This window comes from Stenotrophomonas sp. WZN-1 (assembly GCF_002192255.1).
Taxonomy (GTDB): Bacteria; Pseudomonadota; Gammaproteobacteria; order Xanthomonadales; family Xanthomonadaceae; genus Stenotrophomonas.
In genome coordinates this window covers 4,203,918-4,222,940 of sequence record NZ_CP021768.1, presented here as the reverse complement: position 1 = coordinate 4,222,940, position 19,023 = coordinate 4,203,918, and the positions used below count along the sequence as shown (strand labels likewise).

Genomic DNA, 19,023 nt, shown 5'->3' with positions numbered 1-19,023 from the left:
CAAGGCCTTCAGCCACAGTAGCCGCTGTCCGCCTTCCTCCGCAGCGTCCAGACTGCCCTGCATGACCGATCTCCATCGCCTCCGCGGCCGCATCACCGCGCTGGTTCTCAGTGAGGCCTGGCGCCGCCGCGCCGCACTCTGGGGCGGCGCCGTGGCCGTGGCACTGGTGGCCATCCTGTTCGCCAAGGCCAGCGACGCGGCATTTCACCTGTTCCAGCGCATCACCTCGCACTCGCCGTGGTGGGCCCTGCTGCTCACACCGGGCATCTTCGCGCTGCTGGCCTGGCTGACCTCGGGCGTGCTGAAGCCCACGCGGGGCAGCGGTATTCCGCAGGTCATCGCCGCACTGGACAAGCCGGATGAGTCGTTCCGCAGGACCAATCTTTCGCCTGCTGTCTCGGCGGGCAAGCTGCTGCTGACCTCGTTGTCGCTGCTCGGAGGCGCGTCGGTCGGGCGCGAAGGGCCCACCGTGCATGTGGGTGCCAGCCTGATGTACCTCTTCGGCCGCTGGTTCGGCTTCAAGGATCCACGCGAGCTCTCGCACTTCCTGCTGGCGGGCGGCGCGGCGGGCATTGCTGCGGCGTTCAACACGCCACTGGCCGGCATCGTCTTCGCCATCGAGGAGCTCAGCGGCCGTTTCGAGCATCGGTTTTCCGGCACCCTGCTGACCGCAGTGATTGTCGGCGGCGTGGTGTCGCTGGGCCTGCTCGGCAACTACACCTACTTCGGTCATGTGAGCGCGCGGCTGCCGCTGGGACAGGGCTGGCTGGCGATCCTGCTGTGCGGCGTGGTGGCCGGGTTGCTGGGTGGGCTGTTCGCGCGCGCGGTGCTGGCGAGTGCGGCGGGCCGCCCACGCTGGCTGGGCCAGCTGCGGCAGCGGCATCCCGTGCTGCTGGCCGCAGGCTGCGGCCTGGTGGTGGTGGCGCTGGCGTTGACGTTCGGCGAAGGCGCGTTCGGCACCGGCTACGAGCAGGCGCGCAGCCTGGTGCAGGGGCAGGCGATGGTCGGCCATGAATTCGGTCTGATGAAGCTGCTCGCGAATCTGGCGTCCTACGTGGCGGGTATCCCCGGTGGCCTGTTCTCGCCGGCGCTGGCGGTCGGTGCCGGTCTTGGGCATAACCTGGCGGTGCTGATGCCGGGTGTGGATCCGCGTGCGTTCGTGCTGCTGGGCATGTGCGCCTACCTGACCGGCGTCACCCAGGCACCGCTGACCTCGGCGGTGATTTCGCTGGAGCTGACCGACAGTGGCGATCTGCTGCTGCCGATCCTGGCCACGGTGTTGATCGCGCGCGGTGTGTCCGGGTTGGTGTGCCGGGTGCCGATCTATCGCGGGCTGGCGGAGTTGTTGATGATGCCGGCTGCGCCGCCGTCGGATGCTGGGCATCGCGAACGTCCTTCCTGATGGGGACGCGATGACGGATAGCGCCGACGCCGCAGCACGTGCTTCGCCGATGGCGAAGCCAGCGCAGCGATGGAAGGCTGGCGCATGCGCATCAACGTCCTGCACCTGGCAAGCACCGCCCCCCGTGCGCTGCTTCGCGTTCTGTTGCCACTGCGGTGCCTGGTCTGCGGCGACCCGGGCCACGATGATCTTGACCTGTGCCGCGCCTGCCTTGCCGATCTGCCTTGGTCTGGCCGCGCCTGCCTGCGTTGTGCGCTGCCGCTGCCCGACAACGCGCTGATCGTCTGCGGCAGCTGCCGCGAGGAAGCACCGCCGCAGGCCGCCACCCATGCCAGCCTGTTGTACCTGCCGCCGGTCGACCAGCTGCTGGTGCGCTACAAGTTCCATCAGGACCTCGCCGCCGGTCGCCTGCTCGCGCAGTTGATGCAGCGTTCGCCGCCGCCCTGGTCATGCCCACCGCTGGTGCCGGTGCCGCTGCACAATCGTCGGTTGCGCCAGCGGGGCTACAACCAGGCGGGTGAGCTGTGCCGGTTGCTGCCGATGCCGGTCTGGCACGGGCTGTACCGGCGGCGGCATACGGCGCCACAGTCCGAACGCACGGCCGAACAGCGCCGGGAGAACCTGTTCGATGCGTTCGATGTACGCGGTCCGGTGCCACCGCGACTGACCGTGGTCGACGACGTGATGACCACCGGCAGTACGGTGATGGAGATTGCCGAAACGCTGCGCTGCGTGGGCGCTGAAGAGGTGCGGGTATGGGTGTGCGCGCGGGTGCCGTGATCGTCCTCTTCATCGCGAGGGGCTAGGATGAGGCCGGTTCCGGATCGAAGGAGTGGCCATGAATTCCCCCTTGTCTCCCCTGTTGTCGGCGGTGGGTCGCAGCTGGTGGATCCTGCTGTTGTATGGGCTGGTCGCGCTGGGCTTCGGCATCATCGCCATCGGCTGGCCGCTGTCGGCGGCGATGGCACTGGCGTGGACGCTGGGCATAGTCGCCATCGTCGAGGGTGTCATCAGCCTGTTCGCACTGGTCAGTGGCGGCAGCGGCGCGTCGCGTGGCTGGCTGGCACTGTATGCCATCGCCTCGCTGGGTTTCGGCATCCTGGCGGTGATCAATCCGCTGGCCACCGCCAGCGTGCTGGTGCTGTTCCTGGCGGCGTGGCTGCTGGTGGCCGGCATCTATCGCATCGTGTTCGCGATCCGCGTACGCAAGCAGATCCAGGGCGAGTGGCTGCTGATTCTCAGTGGCGTGCTGGCGGTGGTGCTGGGCCTGCTGTTCGCTGCCAATCCGTATGCAGGCGTAGCGGTGACCACGCTGTGGATCGGTATCGGCAGCCTGCTGTATGGGCTGCTGCAGGTGCTGGTGGCATTCAAGCTGCGGAAGCTGAAGTGAGGGCGGCGCTTCCGCTGTTGCTGGGTGTCGCCTTGACCTTGACCGCATGCATACCGGGTGCCACGCCCGGTGCCCTGGCAGGGAGGGATCATGCGCCACGCGCCGGTGTCGATGTCCGTCTGAGCGCGGTCGATGCGGCGGGCAAGGGCACGCCGGCGCAGTGGCAGGGCGAGACCCTGGCCCTGCGCGAGCCGCCGATTGCCGGCAGCGCGGACATCGCCGATGTGCGCTATGTGCTGGATGAAGGCAAGCAGCCCGGCCTGCAGATCCGCTATCGGCCGGAGGCGCACCAGCGCATCCACGATGGTACTGCGGCCCTGGTGGGCCAGCGTGCGGCGCTCAGCGTGGACGGCCGCGTGTTGATGGTGGCGACCGTGCAGGGGCCGTTCGGCGAATCGATGATGCTGAGCGGGCTGTCCAGCGTTGCCGAGGCGCGGGATCTGGCCAGGCACATCACCGGCGAATGACCGGCGCGCCTGCGACCCCGCGCTGCGCGCGGAGGTCGATCCAGGTCGACGGTTACCGGGCGAACCGGGCCTCGATTTCTTCCAGCGACTTGCCCTTGGTTTCCGGCAGCCAGAACGCAGCCACCAGGAAGAACACAAAGGTGCACGCCGCCCAGAACACGAACATGCTGGCGTAGCCGTAGTGGCCCACCGTGGGCAGGAAGATGGCGGCGATGGTGGTCGACACGAACTGGTTGATCAGCAGCGCGATGCTCATGCCGTTGGAGCGGATGCGGTTGGGCATCAGCTCCGACAGTGCCAGCCACACGCAGACGCCGGGGCCGACCGCGAAGAACGCGACGAACACCAGGATGCAGGTGGCCACTGCCCAGCCATGGGCCGGCGGCGGCACCGGGCCGATGCGGGCCTGCTCGATGCGCAGCGGCGCCTGCGCGGCACTGGCCGGATCGGCGAACGGATTCAGATGCAGTTTGCGGAAGAACGCGCCGATCACGCTGTCCGGCTGCACGGTGCCGGCACGCTCGATGCGCAGTTCGCGGTCGGTCAGGTTGTCGCTGCGCAGGGCGCGCACATTGGTGAAGTCACCGTAGGCGTAGGAGACGGTCAGCTGCAGCGGCCTGCCTTCGCTGTCGATGCCAGCGCCCAAGCGCTGCCATTGCGTGTCATCCAGTGCGAGTTGCAGGCCATCGCCGCTGACCGCCGCCTGCAGCTGTGGCTGCACGTCGGTACGGCCGCGCTCGGCCTGGAAGAACAGGGTGGCGGCGGCCAGCAGGGCCACGCAGATGCCGCCGCTGCCGAGCATCAGCAGGAACTTGCGGCCCTTGCGGTCGACCAGCAGCAGTGCGACCACGGTCATCACCGCATTGAGCAGCTTGATCGCCACATCGGCGCCATTGGCCACCGAGCCGGACAGGCCCGCCTGGTTGAGGATGTTCACCGCATAGGCCAGCACCGAGTTGATGCCGGTGGCCTGGGTGCAGGCCAGCACCACGCAGGCGAGCAGGAACGGCACCACGTAGCGGCGGCTTAGCAGCGGGTCGCGCTTGCCACTGCTGCTGCTTGATTCCGGTGCCTGGATCTGCGCAAGCGTCGGCTCCACCTCCGAAGCGGGCAGCACGCGCTGCAGGCTGCGGCGGGCATCATCGATGCGGCCGCGGCGCACCAGCCAGCGCGGCGATTCGGACAGCCAGAAGATGCAGGCGCAGAACAGCAGGCCCGGTGCCAGGCAGGTCCAGAAGATGGTGCGCCAGGCATGGTCCTTCACCGTGAACAGCTCCTGCGCCTGCTGCGCCACCGGCAGTGAGCGCACGGCTTCAGCGGCTGCGTCCACTGCGTGGGCGTGGTACAGGCCGATCAGGGCTGCCAGCACCAGGCCAACAGTCAGCAGCAACTGGAACATGGCCGCGCCGCGGCCGCGTCGTTCGGGGCTGAGCACTTCGGCCAGGTACAGCGGAATCACCACACCGATCAGGCCGCCACTGATGCCCTGCAGCAGCCGGCCGAGCAGCAGCGGCGTGTAGCCCGACGCCAGCGCCATGATCGGAATCGACGCGGTGAACAGCAGGCCGGCCAGCAGCATCGCGCCGCGGCGGCCGATCAGGTCGGCGACCATGCCGGCGAACAGCGAAGACAACACACTGCCCAGCAGCACTGCCGCGACGACGAAGCCGAGTTGCTGGCTGCTGAGCTGCCAGGCGTGGCTGGCCGTTGCCTCCAGGTAGGGCAGGGCGCCGGCGATGATGCCGATGTCGATGCCGTACAGCAGGCCACCGAGACCGCCGATGAAGAGCAGGTAGCGTACGGGCCAGCGCGGGGCGGTGGAAGCGGGTACGGCAGGTGCGGCGGCTGCGGTCATCGGCGTATTCCTGGAATAACGGGGATGGTGCGTGGCTGAGGCATTGCGCTTGCGCGCTTCATGTAGAGCCGAGCCATGCTCGGCTTGCCGCGCGAAGCGCGGCACGGACGTCATCGATGTCGGTATGAAAAGCAGCCGAGCATGGCTCGGCTCTACAAAAACGCAGATATCAGGCGTTTGCGGCGGTCAAATCGACCACCCGCCCGCCTACCACCACCTGCTGCAGGCGCAGTTCGGCGTCGAGCACCACCAGGTCGGCGCGTGCGTCGGGCGCGATGCGGCCTCGATCGTCCAGGCCCAGGTAGTCCGCCGGGAACGTGGAAACCCGACGCGACGCGTCGGCCAGCTCCAGGCCGACCCGCACCAGGTTGCGCAGCGCCTGGTCCATGGTCAGCGCGCTGCCGGCCAGCGAACCGGTCGCCAGGCGTACGCAGCCGCCGCACTTGTGCACGCGCTGCTCGCCCAGCGCGTACTCGCCATCGGGCATGCCGGTGGCGGCGGTGGCGTCGGTCACCGCGTACAGGCGCGGGATCGCGCGTGCGGCCAGGCGGATCACGCCGGGATGGATGTGCTGCAGGTCGGGAATGATCTCGGCGTACTGCGCATGTGCCAGCGCCGCTGCGGCGATGCCCGGGCGATAGTGATCGACGCCGGTCATGCCGTTGAACAGATGGGTGAAGCCGGAGGCCCCGGCCTGCAGTGCTGCAACGCCCTCTTCGTAAGTGCCGGCGCTGTGGCCGAGCTGCACACGGATGCCCATTGCCGAAAGCGCGGGAATCAGCGCGGTGTGCTTGCCGATCTCCGGTGCCAGCGTCATCACCCGGATCGGCGCCAGCGCATGCAGCTGCTGCACCAGCGCCAGCGTCGCCTCGATGGTGCGGTTGGGTTGCGCGCCCAGCCGCTGCGGGCTGATGAACGGGCCTTCCAGATGCACGCCGGCAATGCAGGCGGCATCGGCATCGGGCGCCGCCATGGTGGCGGCCACGCCCTGCAGCGCGTGCTCGATCTCGTCGAGCCCGGCGGTCATGGTGGTCGCAAGCAGGGTGGTAGTGCCGAAGCGCAGATGGGTACGGGCGATGGTGCGGGCGACATCGCCACCCTGCATCAGGTCCACGCCGGCCGCGCCATGCACATGCAGGTCGATGAAGCCGGGCAGGATCACCGGCAGCTGCAGGTCGTCGGCACCGCTGTGGTCATCCACCTGCAGCCGGCGTACGCGTGAATCGAAGTGGACGTGCCCGCGCCGCCAGCCCAGCGGGGTGAGGATGCGGCCATGCAGGGTGCGGGTGTCGGTCATGCGGCGGGCTCGGCGATGATCACTTCGATGCCCAGCCGCTGCAGCCCTTCACGGGTTGCGTCGTCGATGCCGGCGTCGGTGATGATGGCGTGGATCTGATCCAGCAGGGCGATGCGGTGCAGGCTGACGCGGCCGAACTTGGAGGCGTCGGTCAGCACCACGATGCGGCGCGCACGCTCGACCATGCGGTGGTTGAGGCGGGCTTCGGCCTCGTCGTGGGTGGTCAGGCCGAACTGCAGGTCCAGGCCGTCCACGCCCAGGAACAGGGTGTCGAAGCTGTACGAGTTGAGGCTGGCTTCGGCCTGGCTGCCCTGCAGCGACAGCGACTGCTGGCGCAGCAGGCCACCGGTCAGCAGTACGGTGATGCCTGCGGCATTGGCCAGTTCCCAGGCGATGTTCAGGCCGTTGGTCATCACCGTCACGTCGCGATGCGCGCGCAGGTGGCGGGCCAGGGTCATCGTGGTCGAGCCGGAGTCGATGATGATGTTGTCGCCGGGCTGCACCAGGCGCGCGGCGCGCGCACCGATCGATTCCTTCAGCGGGAGGTTCAGCGCGTCCTTCTCGTGGATGTCCTGTTCCTGCGGCGGCGTACGCACCAGGGTGGCGCCGCCGTGGGTACGGGTGGCCAGGCCCTGCGACTCGAAGTGGGTCAGGTCGGCACGGATGGTCACCGCCGACACGCCAAAGCGCTCGACCAGATCGGCCACCTGCACCGAGCCGTGCTCGATCAGCAGCTGCAGGATCTGTTGCCGGCGGGAGCGGGTGTTGCGCATGGCCATTCTCGGTTTCGCGGGAAAAGGTAGAGATTAGCCGTTCGCAGCAACGGCGGGAGCCGAGCCTGCGTGGTGCGCGCGGGTTCCGGCCTGGTTGGCGCTGCAGGCACGGGCGTATTCGCCCAGGCACAGGCCGATGCGGTGCTGCACCAGTGCGGTGGGGGTGTTGGCGAGCGTGCCCTCACGCACGGCGCGGTACTGCTCCGGCAGGTACTGGCTGAGCAGCACCAGCGGCGGCGCGTGCTGCTCCAGGTTGGCGAGCAGAGTCTGCACCGCCTGTACCAGTGCCGGCTCGCCCCAGTAGTAGCGGCAGCGGTCGCTGAAGGAGTAGCTGCGCAGCAGGCGCAGCGCCGCCTCATCGCCCTGGTAGTAGGACTGCCAGTACTTCGGCTGCGCCACCATCACCTCGTCCAGCACCTGCGGCAGGCGCGAGCACTGCGCGGCTGGCAGCAGCTCGGCCTCGATCGCGGCCAGCGCGAACAGCGCCTCGCGATAGGCGAAGGTGGCGGCCGGGCCGACCTTGAGGATGGCGAAGTGGTCGCGCACCAGCGCGTGCAGGCCGCTCTCGCGCTGGTAGTCGGTGGAATGCGCTTCGAACACGATGCGCGGCTGCTGTTCGAGGAAGCCGGCCAGCGTGCTGGCGGCGGCCGCGTCGTACTCGTGCACGCTGCTGTGGTCGAAGTCCACGCCCGGCTGCACCACCATCGCGATCACGCGCTGCCACGCATCGCGAAGCTGCGGCGTATCGAACGCCTGCTGGTGGATGGCCAGGGTCTGCGCGGCGGCGGCCGGCGTGGTCACCTGCAGGCCTTCGGCCAGCGAGGCTTCGCCACCGGGAATCGGCACCTCGGTACCGATCACGTAGACCGGCGGCGGCAGGCCGTGTTCGGCGGCGGTGCGTTCGGCGATCTCGGCCAGCTCGGCCGAGCGCGCGGCAACGATGGCATCGGGCAGCGGCACCGGATCATCGGCGCAGGACATGCTGCAGTCCAGGTGGATCTTGTGGAAGCCGGCGGCGACGTAGGCTTCGATCAGCACGCGCGCGTGGGTCATCGCTTCGGCGGCCGGACGCGTCTGCCAGGCATTCGGGCCAAGGTGGTCACCGCCCAGGATCAGCCGTTCGCGCGGGAAGCCTTCCTCATCGGCCAGCGTGCCCACGTAATCGCGGTACTGCGGCGGGGTCATGCCGGTGTAGCCGCCGAACTGGTCGACCTGGTTGGAGGTGGCCTCGACCAGCAGCACGGTGCCATGTGCCTGTGCGACGTGCATGGCCGCGCGCAGCACCTGCTCGTTGCTGCAGCAGACGCTGTACAGGCCGACGTTGGCACCGGCGCGGTGGGAGGCAAGCAGGGTCTGCAACGGGGACATGGTCAGGCTCCGGACATCAGGAAAACGAGGGTTGGCAGGCGAGCAGGGCAGCACCACGTGCGCCACCGGCATCGCCGAAGCGTGGCGGCACGATCGGTGGCACCTGCACACCCTTGAACAGATGGGCGGCGATGGCCGCCGGCAGCTGCTGGTACAGCGGCGCATACTGCGACAGGCCGCCGCCGAGTACGATCACGTGCGGGTCCAGCGCCAGCACCAGCGCGGCCAGGCTGTGGCCGAGCAGGTCGCGATGGATGTCCAGCGCCTTGCGTGCGCGGGCATCACCGGCTTCGGCCAGTGCGATCACCGCGCTGGCGTCGGCGGCGCTGCCACCAAGGTGGCGTTCGATCATCGCCACGCCACTGCCGGACACATAGCGCTCCACGCAGCCCTGCAGGCCACAGGCGCAGACGATCAGCGGCAGGCCGTGGCGCTGCAGCAGATGCCCGGGCACGCTCCAGTGGCCCCATTCGCCGGCCAGCCCGTTGAAACCGGACAGCAGGCGGCCCTGCACGCAGAAACCACCGCCAGCGCCGGTGCCGAGGATGGCGCCGAACATGCTGGGATAGCCGTCGGCGGCACCGCCGTGTGCTTCAGACAGGGCAAAACACTGCAGGTCGTTGCCGAAATGTAGCGGCCGCTGCAGGCGCGCCTGCAGGTCGGCCGCCACGCTGTGGCCGGTCAATGCCGGAACATTCGCGCTCAGCTGGCGGCCGCTGTGGCGGTCGCGCACGCCGGGCAGGGCGATGCCGATCGCCGCATCACTGCGGCCCAGGGCGGCATCGGCCTCGGCCACCAGTTCCGCGACCGCCTGCAGGAAACCGTTGTAGTCGCCCTGCGGCGTGGCCACGCGGCGGCGCCAGGTGACCTGCATCGCCGCATCGCACGCCACCAGCTCGATCTTGGTGCCGCCGATGTCGATGCCGTAGCAGGCGTGCGCGATCAGCTCAGCCATGGTGGATGGTAACGCCCTTGACGACGCGGTTGACGGTGCCGTCCGGGAACGGGTTGTCCGGGGTCAGCCCGAGCGCGGCCGAACGCTGCAGCGCGAACAGCTGCGCGAAGCCCAGCCACACCGGTGCCAGCCACGGATCATCCAGTGCCGGTACGGTGAGGGTGTACTCGTCATCGGCGCCGATGTCCGAATGCGGGCCGATCGCCAGTACCTGGCCGGCCACGCCGTCGCGGCGCAGCTCTTCCAGCAGGTCCTGTTCGTAGCGGCGCGCCAGTGGCTGCACGCTGCGCAGCACCACCACCAGGGTGTTGCCGTCCAGCGTCGACTTCGGGCCGTGGCGGAAGCCCAGCGGCGTGTTGGCCAGCGCCAGCACGCGGCCGGCGGTCAGTTCCAGCACCTTCAGCGCACACTCGCGTGCCAGCGCTTCCAGCGGGCCGCTGCCGAGGTAGATGATGCGGTTGAACGGGCGTTGCGCCAGCGCCGCCACCGGTGCATCCCACTGCGCCTGGCCTTCGCGGGCCAGCGCGGCGATCTGCTTCAGGCGCGCCACGCGCGCATCCCACGGCGAACGATCGAACACGGTCAAGGCGGCCAGCAGCATGCAGGTCAGGCTGCTGGTCATGGCGAAGGCGCGGTCGCAGCTGGCCGAGGGCATCAGCAGGGTGCAGGTATCGGCACGGCCGGCGCCACGTCGGGCCAGTTCGCCATCGGCGTTGCAGGTGATGTCGAGGAAGCGCGCGTCATCCACGTCGCTGCGCACGCGGTCGACTGCCGCCACGCTTTCCGGGCTGGAGCCGCTGCGGCCGAACGAGACCAGCAGGGTCGGGCGGTCGCGCTGCAAGTACAGCGCCGGGTGGGTCAGCAGGCTGGTGGTGTGCACCACGCGCACATCGGCCGGCCACTGCGCGTTGATCGCATCGGCCACCATTTCGGCAATGAAGCCGGAGCTGCCGGCGCCGGTGAACAGCACGCGCTGGTTGGGATCGTTGAGGCTGTCGCCAAGGAAGGCCTGCAGGCGGTCGCGGGCACGCGACAGGTCCTGTGCGAGGGCGTCCCACAGCGCAGGCTGCTGGGCGATTTCGGTAGCGGTATCGGCTCCGCCAAGGCGCTGCCAGGCGGACACATCGGAAAGCAGGGTGACGTCCATTCGGAGGTTCCAGTTGGGCCAGCGCACCATCTGCGTTTTCTTTCGAAATGTCAAACATCGAAAGTAAAAGGAAAGAAAATGGGTGAGTGACTTTCCGCGTCGCGAGGTGCCCGGGAAAACGAAAGGACCGACGAAATGCCGTATCGCACAACGCTTAACAGGCGCCTGCAAGCGCTTACACAAAGTATTGCGGCGCAACAACTTTCGTTTCAAAGGAATATATCTTCCTTTTTCCTTTCAATTTGTTGACATCTTTCGAATCGCTGCCCTAGAGTCGGCCCAACCGCTTTCGAAACGCCCGGTGAACGGGTTGGGAGTCCGCGTGGAAAACTGCGTTCGTCGCTCGCCGCTGATGCTGGCCCTGTTGCCGGCATTGATGCTGGCGTCCATGCCGGCCAGCGCCGAGCCGGTCGGCAACCTGCGTTCGGTGGCCGCCAGCGACAGCCGCGACGGCGTGCAGGGCTGGGACCTGCAGACCGACAAGGGCGCGCGCATCCGCATCGAGCTGCCGGCCACCGACATCATCCGCGTGCAGGCCGGCCGCAACGGCAAGCTCACCGGTGCAGGTGACAAGGCCGCGCCGATCGTGCTGCCGCAGCCCAAGGCGAACGTGCAGGCGCAGCTGGAAGAAGACGCGCAGGAAATCCGCGTGCGCACCGATGCGCTGGTGCTGCACGTACAACGGCAGCCGCTGCGCCTGCGCCTGGAGCGCCTGGACAACGGCCAGCCCACCGCCCTCTGGCAGGAACTGCAGCCACTGGACCTGGATGCTACGCAGAGCGTGCAGGTATTGTCCTCGCAGGCCGATGAAGGCTATTACGGCGGCGGCCAGCAGAACGGCCGCTACCAGTTCAAGGGCCGCGAGCTGGAAGTGTCCTACTCCGGCGGCTGGGAAGAGGGCGACCGCCCCAGCCCGGCACCGATGCTGCTGAGCAGCCGCGGCTGGGGCATGCTGCGCAACACCTGGAGCGATGGCAGCTACGATCTGCGCGAGGCCGACCAGGCCACGCTGCTGCATCGCGAAGACCGCTTCGATGCGTACTACTTCGTCGGCGCGGACCTGCCGAAGCTGATCGAACGCTATACACAGCTGACCGGCCGCCCCAACATGGTTGCGCGCTGGGCGCTGTCCTACGGCGATGCCGATTGCTACAACGACGGCGACAACAGCAAGAAGCCCGGCACCGTGCCTGAAGGCTGGAGCGACGGCCCGACCGGCACCACGCCGGATGTGATCGACAGCGTGGCCAGGCAGTACCGCGCCCACGACATGCCCGGTGGCTGGATACTGCCCAATGATGGTTACGGCTGCGGCTACAAGCAGTTGCCGGAAACGGTGAAGGGCCTGGCCACGTACGGTTTCCGCACCGGCCTGTGGACCGAGAACGGTGTCGACAAGATCGCCTGGGAAGTGGGCAAGGCCGGCAGCCGCGTGCAGAAGCTGGACGTGGCCTGGACCGGCAAGGGCTACCAGTTCGCGATGGATGCCAACCGCCAGGCGTTCAACGGCATCCTCGACAACTCCGATTCGCGCCCGTTCCTGTGGACGGTGATGGGCTGGGCCGGCATCCAGCGTTACGCCGTAGCGTGGACCGGTGACCAGAGCAGCAGCTGGGACTACATCCGCTGGCACGTGCCGACCCTGGTCGGTTCGGGCCTGTCCGGCATGGCCTACGCCAGCGGCGATGTCGATGCGATCTTCGGCGGCAGCGCCGAGACCTTCACCCGCGACCTGCAGTGGAAGGCGTTCACCCCGGTGCTGATGGGCATGAGCGGCTGGTCGTCGAATGCGCGCAAGCACCCGTGGTGGTACGACGAGCCTTACCGCAGCATCAACCGCGACTACCTGAAGTTGAAGATGCGCCTGACCCCGTACATGTACGGGCTGGTGCACGAGGCCGCGCAGACCGGTGCACCGCCGGTGCGTGGCCTGATGTGGGACAACCCGCGCGACCCGCATGCGCAGGATGAAACCTACAAGTACCAGTTCCTGCTCGGCCGCGACCTGCTGGTGGCGCCGGTGTACCGCAGCCAGGCGGCCAGCCGTGGCTGGCGCCGCGACATCCATCTGCCGGCCGGTGGCTGGATCGACTACTGGGACGGCCGCCGCGTGCAGGCCGCCGCCGATGGCCGCCAGCTGGACCGCCAGGTGGACCTGGCCACGCTGCCGGTGTTCGTGCGTGCCGGTGCGATCCTGCCGATGTACCCGTCGATGCTTTTCGATGGCGAAAAGCCACTCGATGAGGTGACGTTCGACCTGTACCCGCAGGGCGATTCGCAGTACACGCTGTACGAAGACGACGGCAACACCCGCCGCTACCAGCAGGGCGAATCGAGCACGCAGCAGATCCGCGTGCAGGCGCCGACACAGGGCAGTGGCCCGGTGCAGGTGCAGATCGACGCCGTGCAGGGCCAGTACAACGGCCAGCTGGCGCAGCGCCGCTACGGCCTGCGCGTGCTCAGCCGCCAGGCGCCGCGCGCGGTGCAGGCCGGTGGTCGCGCGCTGCCGGCGCTGGCCGATGCCGCCGCCTTCAACAGCGCCAACGAAGGCTGGTACTTCGATGCCCAGGAGCGCCGCGGCACGCTGCATGTGCGCACGGCCGCGCAGGACATCCGTCAGCCACTGCAGCTGCAGCTGGACTTCGCGGTGGCAGCAGCGGCCGCCGATGATGCCTACCCGGCCGCACCGGTGCTGGGCCGCGAACTGCCGGCCGACAGCCTGCTGGTGGTCAACCGCCCGGCCGAAGAGCCCGGCCATGCGCTGGAGGACGCCTTCGACGACGATCCGGCCACCTGGTTCCGCAGTGTGCGCAACCAGGCCGTGCGCACCGGTGCGCACGAGTGGGTGATCGGCTTCGGCGAGCGGAAGATGATCGATGGCATCGACATCGCGCCGCGCAACGACAAGAACTGGAAGCACGGCCAGGTCCGCGACTACGAGGTGTACCTGGGTGACAGCAATGGCGAGTGGGGCGAGCCGATCGCCCGTGGCCGCCTGCAGCTGAAGGAAGGCGTGCAGCGCATCGACTTCCCGGCCCACGCCGGTCGCCTGCTGCGCTTCCGCGTGCTGAGCGTGCAGAACCCCGAGGGCGACGGCGCCAGCAGCACCGACCCGATGGTGACCGCCGCACAGGGCAGCGCCCGCGCGTTCGATGCATTGCAGCCGCGCGATGTCGGCCCGATCGCACTGTCCACCTTCCACATTCTTGAACACCAGGAACCGGAGCGACCGGCCCGGCAGCGCTATCTCTCCGAGCTGCCGGTGCCGGCCGCGCTGGCCAGCCAGGTGCGCACCGACCAGTCCTTCCGTGGCGACGCCGGCATGCGCATGAACGGGCTGCAGTTCCGCCGTGGCCTGGGCGTCGGCGCCAACAGCCGCATCGACCTGCGCCTGCAGGGCGGCTGGCACCTGCTGCGCGCCGACCTCGGCATCGACGACGCCTGCCGCAACGCCGGTGGCCTGCAGTTCCAGGTCTGGGGTGACAACCGCCTGCTGTACGACAGCGGCCTGGTGAAGGCGCCCGGCGTGGTCAAGCCGGAGCTGGACATCCGAGGCCTTTCCACCCTGAGCCTGCGCACGCTGGGTGCGCAGGGCAGCCAACCCGCCCAGGTCTGTGCCAACTGGGCCAACGCCGTGCTGATCGGCCAGGAGGGCGACTCCGCCAGCATCGTCGCCCCATGACTCCCTCGTAACACCGCTCCTCCCCCCGCCCATTCCGACTACGGCCCTCACGGCCGTGGCCCGGGAGCGTTTTGCCCGCCGAACGCCCACGCGCTCACTTTTTGCGCCGCACCCCTGCCAGGAGAGAACCCCGATGTTGCCCGCACGCCACCACCGCCCCCCCTGTCGTTCGATCGCTCCGCTGTCGCTGGCCATCGCCGGCGTGCTGCTGTCGGTCGCCGTTCCTGCCTTCGCCCAGGAGAGCAAGGACAAGGCCACCGACCTGGCCCGCATCGAGGTCACCGGCTCCAACATCCGCCGCACCGACGTTGAAACCGCCTCGCCGGTGCAGGTGATCAGCAAGCAGGACATCCAGAACATGGGGGCGCGCACGCTGCTGCAGGTGCTCGACAACCTGCCGGCCGCACGCCCGGCGCAGCAGGACGCGCGTTCGCTGTTCACCGGCTCCGACGGTGCCTCGCAGGCCAACCTGCGTGGCCTCGGCGCACAGGGCACGCTGGTGCTGCTGAACGGTCGTCGCCTGTCGTACTACGGTGCGCCGGCCGGTTTCCAGACCCAGTTCGTCAACATCGATGCGATCCCGGCCGCGGCCATCGAGCGTATGGAAGTGCTGACCGACGGCGCCTCGGCGGTGTACGGCACCGATGCGGTGGCCGGCGTGATCAACGTGATCACCAAGCGCAACTTCCAGGGCGCCGAGGTCAGCTTCACCAACGATACGTCCTCGCGCATCGATTCCTACGGCGAGCGCCAGGCCAGCATCACCGCCGGCTTCGGTGACCTGGCCGAGAACCGCTTCAACATCTACGGCGCGGTCAACATGTACCGCCGCGACGCGATTCCGCTCAGCGATTTCTACGACAAGCGGCCCGACCAGTACTACGTCAACAACCCGAACTACCTCAACAACCTGCGCCTGGGCGTGGGCAGCAAGCCGGGCGAGTTCAACCCGGGCAGCTACTTCGCGTTCGATCCGGTCACCGGCCGCCGCGTGCAGGAAGCTGCGCCGGGCTGCAAGAACGTGCTGACCAGTGAAGCGGCCGGTCCGCGTTGCGTCTGGGAAACCTGGATGAACAACGAGATCGATGCCGGCGCCAAGTCCGAGCGCAACACCGCCTACCTCAACGGCACCTTCCTGGTGGGTGACAGCACCGAGATCTTCGCCGAGGCGACCTACACCGACATCGACCTGCGCGCCAACGGCGGCACGCCGCGCACCTACGGCACCACCACCGGCAACCCGACCAGCTGGTTCTCGCGCAACACCGGCAACACCGTCAACCAGTTCCTGTACCCGTTCCTGGGCCCGAACAACGAGTACAACCACGCCAGCCCGGAAATGAAGGCGATGATGGGCGGTGTGGTCGGCCTGAACTACCTGCTGCAGGATGCCGGCCCGAACTACTTCGGCCAGCGCAACACCGACAAGAGCTACCGCGTGCTGGCCGGTGCGCGTGGCAACCGGGGTGACTGGAACTGGGAGACCGCCTTCGCCAGCGCCGGTACCCACTCCACCACGTACCAGACGATCAACGTCAACACCAAGGGCTTCGAGAAGGCCTTCGGCCCTTACACGATCGATCCGGGCACCGGCCGCGTGATCATCTCCGACCACCCGGCGTACAAGTTCGGCGAGATCAGCGAAGCCAACGCTGCGTTGATCCGTGAAGCGTTCCCGACCTTCGACATCCAGTCGTGGACCCGCCTGCACACCCTGGACGGCAAGATCGAAGGCCCGCTGTTCCAGCTGCCGGCCGGTGAAATGCGCGCCGCGTTCGGCTTCAACGCCAGCCGCGAAACCTTCTACACCCCGGGCAACGCCGACGCAGCCAACGGCCTGATCACCCAGCAGGGCGGCTCGTGGTTCGACGGCAAGCGCAACACCTACGCGCTGTTCGCCGAGACCGTGGCACCGATCACCGACAAGCTGGAGCTGGATGCAGCAGTGCGCGTGGACAAGTACCCGAACTTCAGCGCCAACGTCGCGCCGAAGATCGGCTTCAAGTACCAGGCGTTCGACCAGCTGATGCTGCGCGGTACCTACTCCACCGGCTTCCGTGCACCGAGCCTGGCCGAGTCCGGCAACGGCGGCGTGTTCGCACAGCTGGGTGGCTTCCGTGACGAGCTGCGCTGCAACGAGACCAATGCCATCGCCAACCTGCTGCTGAAGTCGCAGCGCCCGGGTGACGTCGATCTCGGCAAGACCCTGCTGAACGTCGACTGCAGCCGCACCGTGGCACGCATGACCCAGCCGAACAAGGACCTGAAGCCGGAGAAGGCGAAGATCGCCACCCTCGGTTTCGTCTATGAGCCGGCGACCTGGCTGTCGGTGTCGGCCGACTATTGGTTCATCTACCGCGACAATGAAATCGTTGCGCCGGACTACCGCCGCATGGAAGACATCATCTCGATGTCGCGCTCGCCGGTCACCGACAGCGACCGTGCCAACCTGGCCCAGCTGGCGGCGATGTGCGCCGACCCGGCCAGCGGCGTGAGCTGCCCGGCGAACCTGCCGGGCTACTCGGCCGGCAACGTCGCCAGCGTGGTGGGCCAGTACAAGAACCGCGGCAAGACCCTGATCGACGGCTTCGACATCGATGCGCGCAGCCGCTTCTCGCTGGGCGACTGGGGCAACCTGAACATCGGCCTGGCCGCCACCATCGCCAACCGCAACCGCTTCTACATGGACGCGGAGAACGGCTGGTACTACGGCGACGTGGTGGGCTACTACAACAACCCGCGCCTGCGTGCCACGCTCAATGCCGACTGGACCTACAAGCAGGTGACCACCAGCATGTTCGTCAACTACGTGGGCGGCACCAAGTGGGCCACCGACCAGGTCGACGAGGTGAGCAACAACAAGGAAACCTGCACCGGCGGCTACCTGGCCCTGCAGAAGAGCAAGTGCGACGGCGCACCGTCGTGGTGGACCGCCAACATGAGCGTCACCTGGCGCCCGGATGATGCGTGGAACCTGAGCTTCACCGTCAAGAACCTGTTCAACCGCCTGCCGTTCTACGACCCGAACAGCTTCCTGGGTGACTCCAGTGACTACGCAACCATCTTCGGCCGTGGTTACAGTGTGACCATCGGCTACCGGTTCAAGTAATTCCGTTTGCGTGACCTGGCGTGCCGGCTGCGGCCGGCATGCTGCCAAGAGGAGAGATGTTTGCCATGAAGCGTAGGGAATTCATCGCGGCCAGTGCCGCTGTCGCCGCCAGCAGCCTGCTGCCGCAGACCCCGGCCTGGGCACGCGGGCGCAAGGTGCGCCTGGCCATGATCGGCACCGGCATGCGCGGCCTGGTGCTGCTGAAGGAACTGGTGCGTCGCGACGACGTCGAAGTGGTTGCCGTCTGCGATATCGAGCCGATCATGCTCGGCCGCGCCGTGGACATGGTGGCCAAGGCCGGCAAGCCAGCGCCGAAGACCTATGGCCAGGACCGCGACACCAATGCGTGGAAGCGACTGCTGGAACAGAAGGGCATCGATGGCGTGATCATCGCCACGCCGTGGGAATACCACGCACCGATGGCGATTGCCGCGATGCAGGCCGGCGTGGCCGTGGGCTGTGAAGTGGTGGCCGGCATCACCCTGCAGGACCACTGGGACGTGCTGAAGACCCAACTGAGCACAGGCACCCCATACATGCTGCTGGAGAACGTCTGCTACCGCCGCGACGTGATGGCCGCGTTGCAGATGGTGCGCCAGGGCCTGTTCGGCGAACTGGTGCATCTGCAGGCCGGCTACCAGCACGACCTGCGCGGGGTGAAGTTCAATTCCGGCGACCCGAACCAGCCCTACGACAGCGGCGTGGAATTCGGTCCCAAGGGCTGGAGCGAAGCACGCTGGCGCACCGAGCATTCGGTGGAGCGCAACGGCGAGCTGTACCCCAGCCACGGCATCGGCCCGTGCGCGATGTACACCGGCATCAACCGTGGCAACCGCTTCACCCACATCAACGCCTTCGCGACCAAGGCGCGCGGCCTGCACGAATACACCGTGGCCAAGAGTGGCGGCACCACCCATCCCAGCACCAAGGTGAAGTTCAAGCTGGGCGACATCGTCACCACCACGCTGGCCTGCGAGAACGGCGAGACCATCCTGCTGCAGCACGATACCTCGCTGCCGCGCCCGTACTCGATGGGCTTCCGCGTGCAGGGCACCAAGGGCCTGTGGATGGATGTAAACCATTCGATCCACATCGAAGGCCGCAGCCCGCCGCACCAGTGGGAAGAGTTCAAGAAGTACCAGGACGAGTACGAGCACCCGCTGTGGAAGCAGAATGCCGACACCGCCGCCAGCGCCGGCCACGGCGGCATGGACTGGTTCGTCATCCATGCATTCGTCGAGGCACTGAAGGCCAAGGCACCGATGCCGATCGACATCTACGATGCGGTGACCTGGAGTGCGATCACCCCGTTGAGCGAGCAGTCGATCGCCAACAGCTTCCAGACGCTGGAGTTCCCGGACTTCACCGCCGGTGCGTGGAAGCAGCGCAAGCCGATCTTCGCGTTCGACGGGAAGTACTGAGGTTTACCTCTTCCATGCGGTGACGGAAACGCCGGGCCATGCCCGGCGTTGCTGTATATGGCGTACTGGCCCCTGTAGCGCCGAGCCCGCGCTCGGCTGCTTGTTCGGTCGACCGCCCGCTTTATCAGAAAACTCTGAAATCCGACCCATTCCACAG

Annotated in this window: 13 protein-coding genes; 7 read left to right on the top strand and 6 right to left on the bottom strand. The window is 67.8% G+C overall.

All coding sequences use genetic code 11. The features are described from left to right. Nucleotides 1-61: 61 nt before the first annotated feature. The 4 genes from CCR98_RS19710 to CCR98_RS19695 all read left to right on the top strand — a co-directional run bounded on the left by CCR98_RS19710 (nucleotide 62) and on the right by CCR98_RS19695 (nucleotide 3,259). Nucleotides 62-1,402, top strand: coding sequence for a chloride channel protein (locus CCR98_RS19710; protein ID WP_087923917.1), 1,341 nt, complete (start codon nucleotides 62-64; stop codon nucleotides 1,400-1,402). 84 nt (nucleotides 1,403-1,486) lie between these two features. Next, nucleotides 1,487-2,182: a ComF family protein gene (locus CCR98_RS19705; RefSeq protein ID WP_087924248.1), complete on the top strand. Its 696-nt coding sequence runs from the start codon at nucleotides 1,487-1,489 to the stop codon at nucleotides 2,180-2,182. A gap of 58 nt (nucleotides 2,183-2,240) precedes the next feature. Beyond that, entirely contained in the window at nucleotides 2,241-2,792 is a 552-nt protein-coding gene (locus CCR98_RS19700) for an HdeD family acid-resistance protein (RefSeq protein WP_087923916.1), read from the top strand. Next, complete coding sequence (locus CCR98_RS19695; RefSeq protein ID WP_087923915.1) at nucleotides 2,789-3,259, top strand: hypothetical protein; 471 nt, start codon at nucleotides 2,789-2,791, stop codon at nucleotides 3,257-3,259. The genes CCR98_RS19700 and CCR98_RS19695 overlap by 4 nt, the downstream gene beginning before the upstream one ends. 52 nt (nucleotides 3,260-3,311) lie before the next feature. Here CCR98_RS19695 and CCR98_RS19690 read toward each other — a convergent pair whose 3' ends face one another. The 6 genes from CCR98_RS19690 to CCR98_RS19665 all read right to left on the bottom strand — a co-directional run bounded on the left by CCR98_RS19690 (nucleotide 3,312) and on the right by CCR98_RS19665 (nucleotide 10,654). After that, nucleotides 3,312-5,114, bottom strand: a complete 1,803-nt coding sequence (locus CCR98_RS19690; protein WP_087923914.1) for an MFS transporter — start codon at nucleotides 5,112-5,114, stop codon at nucleotides 3,312-3,314. A gap of 169 nt (nucleotides 5,115-5,283) precedes the next feature. After that, nucleotides 5,284-6,411 carry an N-acetylglucosamine-6-phosphate deacetylase gene (gene nagA / locus CCR98_RS19685; RefSeq protein WP_087923913.1) on the bottom strand — a complete coding sequence of 376 codons (1,128 nt, stop codon included), beginning with the start codon at nucleotides 6,409-6,411 and terminating at the stop codon, nucleotides 5,284-5,286. Then, a complete protein-coding gene (locus tag CCR98_RS19680) occupies nucleotides 6,408-7,184 on the bottom strand; it encodes a DeoR family transcriptional regulator (protein ID WP_087924247.1) in 777 nt (258 codons plus the stop codon). Before CCR98_RS19680 ends, nagA begins: the two co-directional genes overlap by 4 nt. 33 nt (nucleotides 7,185-7,217) lie before the next feature. Then, nucleotides 7,218-8,552 (bottom strand): D-tagatose-bisphosphate aldolase, class II, non-catalytic subunit, encoded by a 1,335-nt coding sequence (locus CCR98_RS19675; protein WP_087923912.1) that lies wholly within the window; start codon nucleotides 8,550-8,552, stop codon nucleotides 7,218-7,220. A gap of 16 nt (nucleotides 8,553-8,568) precedes the next feature. Beyond that, on the bottom strand, nucleotides 8,569-9,507 hold the full coding sequence (locus CCR98_RS19670; protein WP_087923911.1) for an ROK family protein: 939 nt from the start codon (nucleotides 9,505-9,507) through the stop codon (nucleotides 8,569-8,571). After that, nucleotides 9,500-10,654, bottom strand: coding sequence for an SIS domain-containing protein (locus tag CCR98_RS19665; protein WP_032127084.1), 1,155 nt, complete (start codon nucleotides 10,652-10,654; stop codon nucleotides 9,500-9,502). Before CCR98_RS19665 ends, CCR98_RS19670 begins: the two co-directional genes overlap by 8 nt. 322 nt (nucleotides 10,655-10,976) lie before the next feature. Here CCR98_RS19665 and CCR98_RS19660 point away from each other — a divergent pair, with 322 nt between their 5' ends. The 3 genes from CCR98_RS19660 to CCR98_RS19650 all read left to right on the top strand — a co-directional run bounded on the left by CCR98_RS19660 (nucleotide 10,977) and on the right by CCR98_RS19650 (nucleotide 18,866). Then, nucleotides 10,977-14,336, top strand: coding sequence for a TIM-barrel domain-containing protein (locus tag CCR98_RS19660; RefSeq protein ID WP_087923910.1), 3,360 nt, complete (start codon nucleotides 10,977-10,979; stop codon nucleotides 14,334-14,336). Nucleotides 14,337-14,469: 133 nt separating this feature from the next. Continuing rightward, the gene (locus tag CCR98_RS19655; protein ID WP_087923909.1) at nucleotides 14,470-17,445 is read left to right on the top strand and encodes a TonB-dependent receptor; all 2,976 of its coding nucleotides are present in this window, start codon (nucleotides 14,470-14,472) and stop codon (nucleotides 17,443-17,445) included. Nucleotides 17,446-17,510: 65 nt separating this feature from the next. Further along, nucleotides 17,511-18,866 (top strand): Gfo/Idh/MocA family oxidoreductase, encoded by a 1,356-nt coding sequence (locus CCR98_RS19650; RefSeq protein WP_087924246.1) that lies wholly within the window; start codon nucleotides 17,511-17,513, stop codon nucleotides 18,864-18,866. The last annotated feature ends 157 nt before the right edge of the window (nucleotides 18,867-19,023 follow it).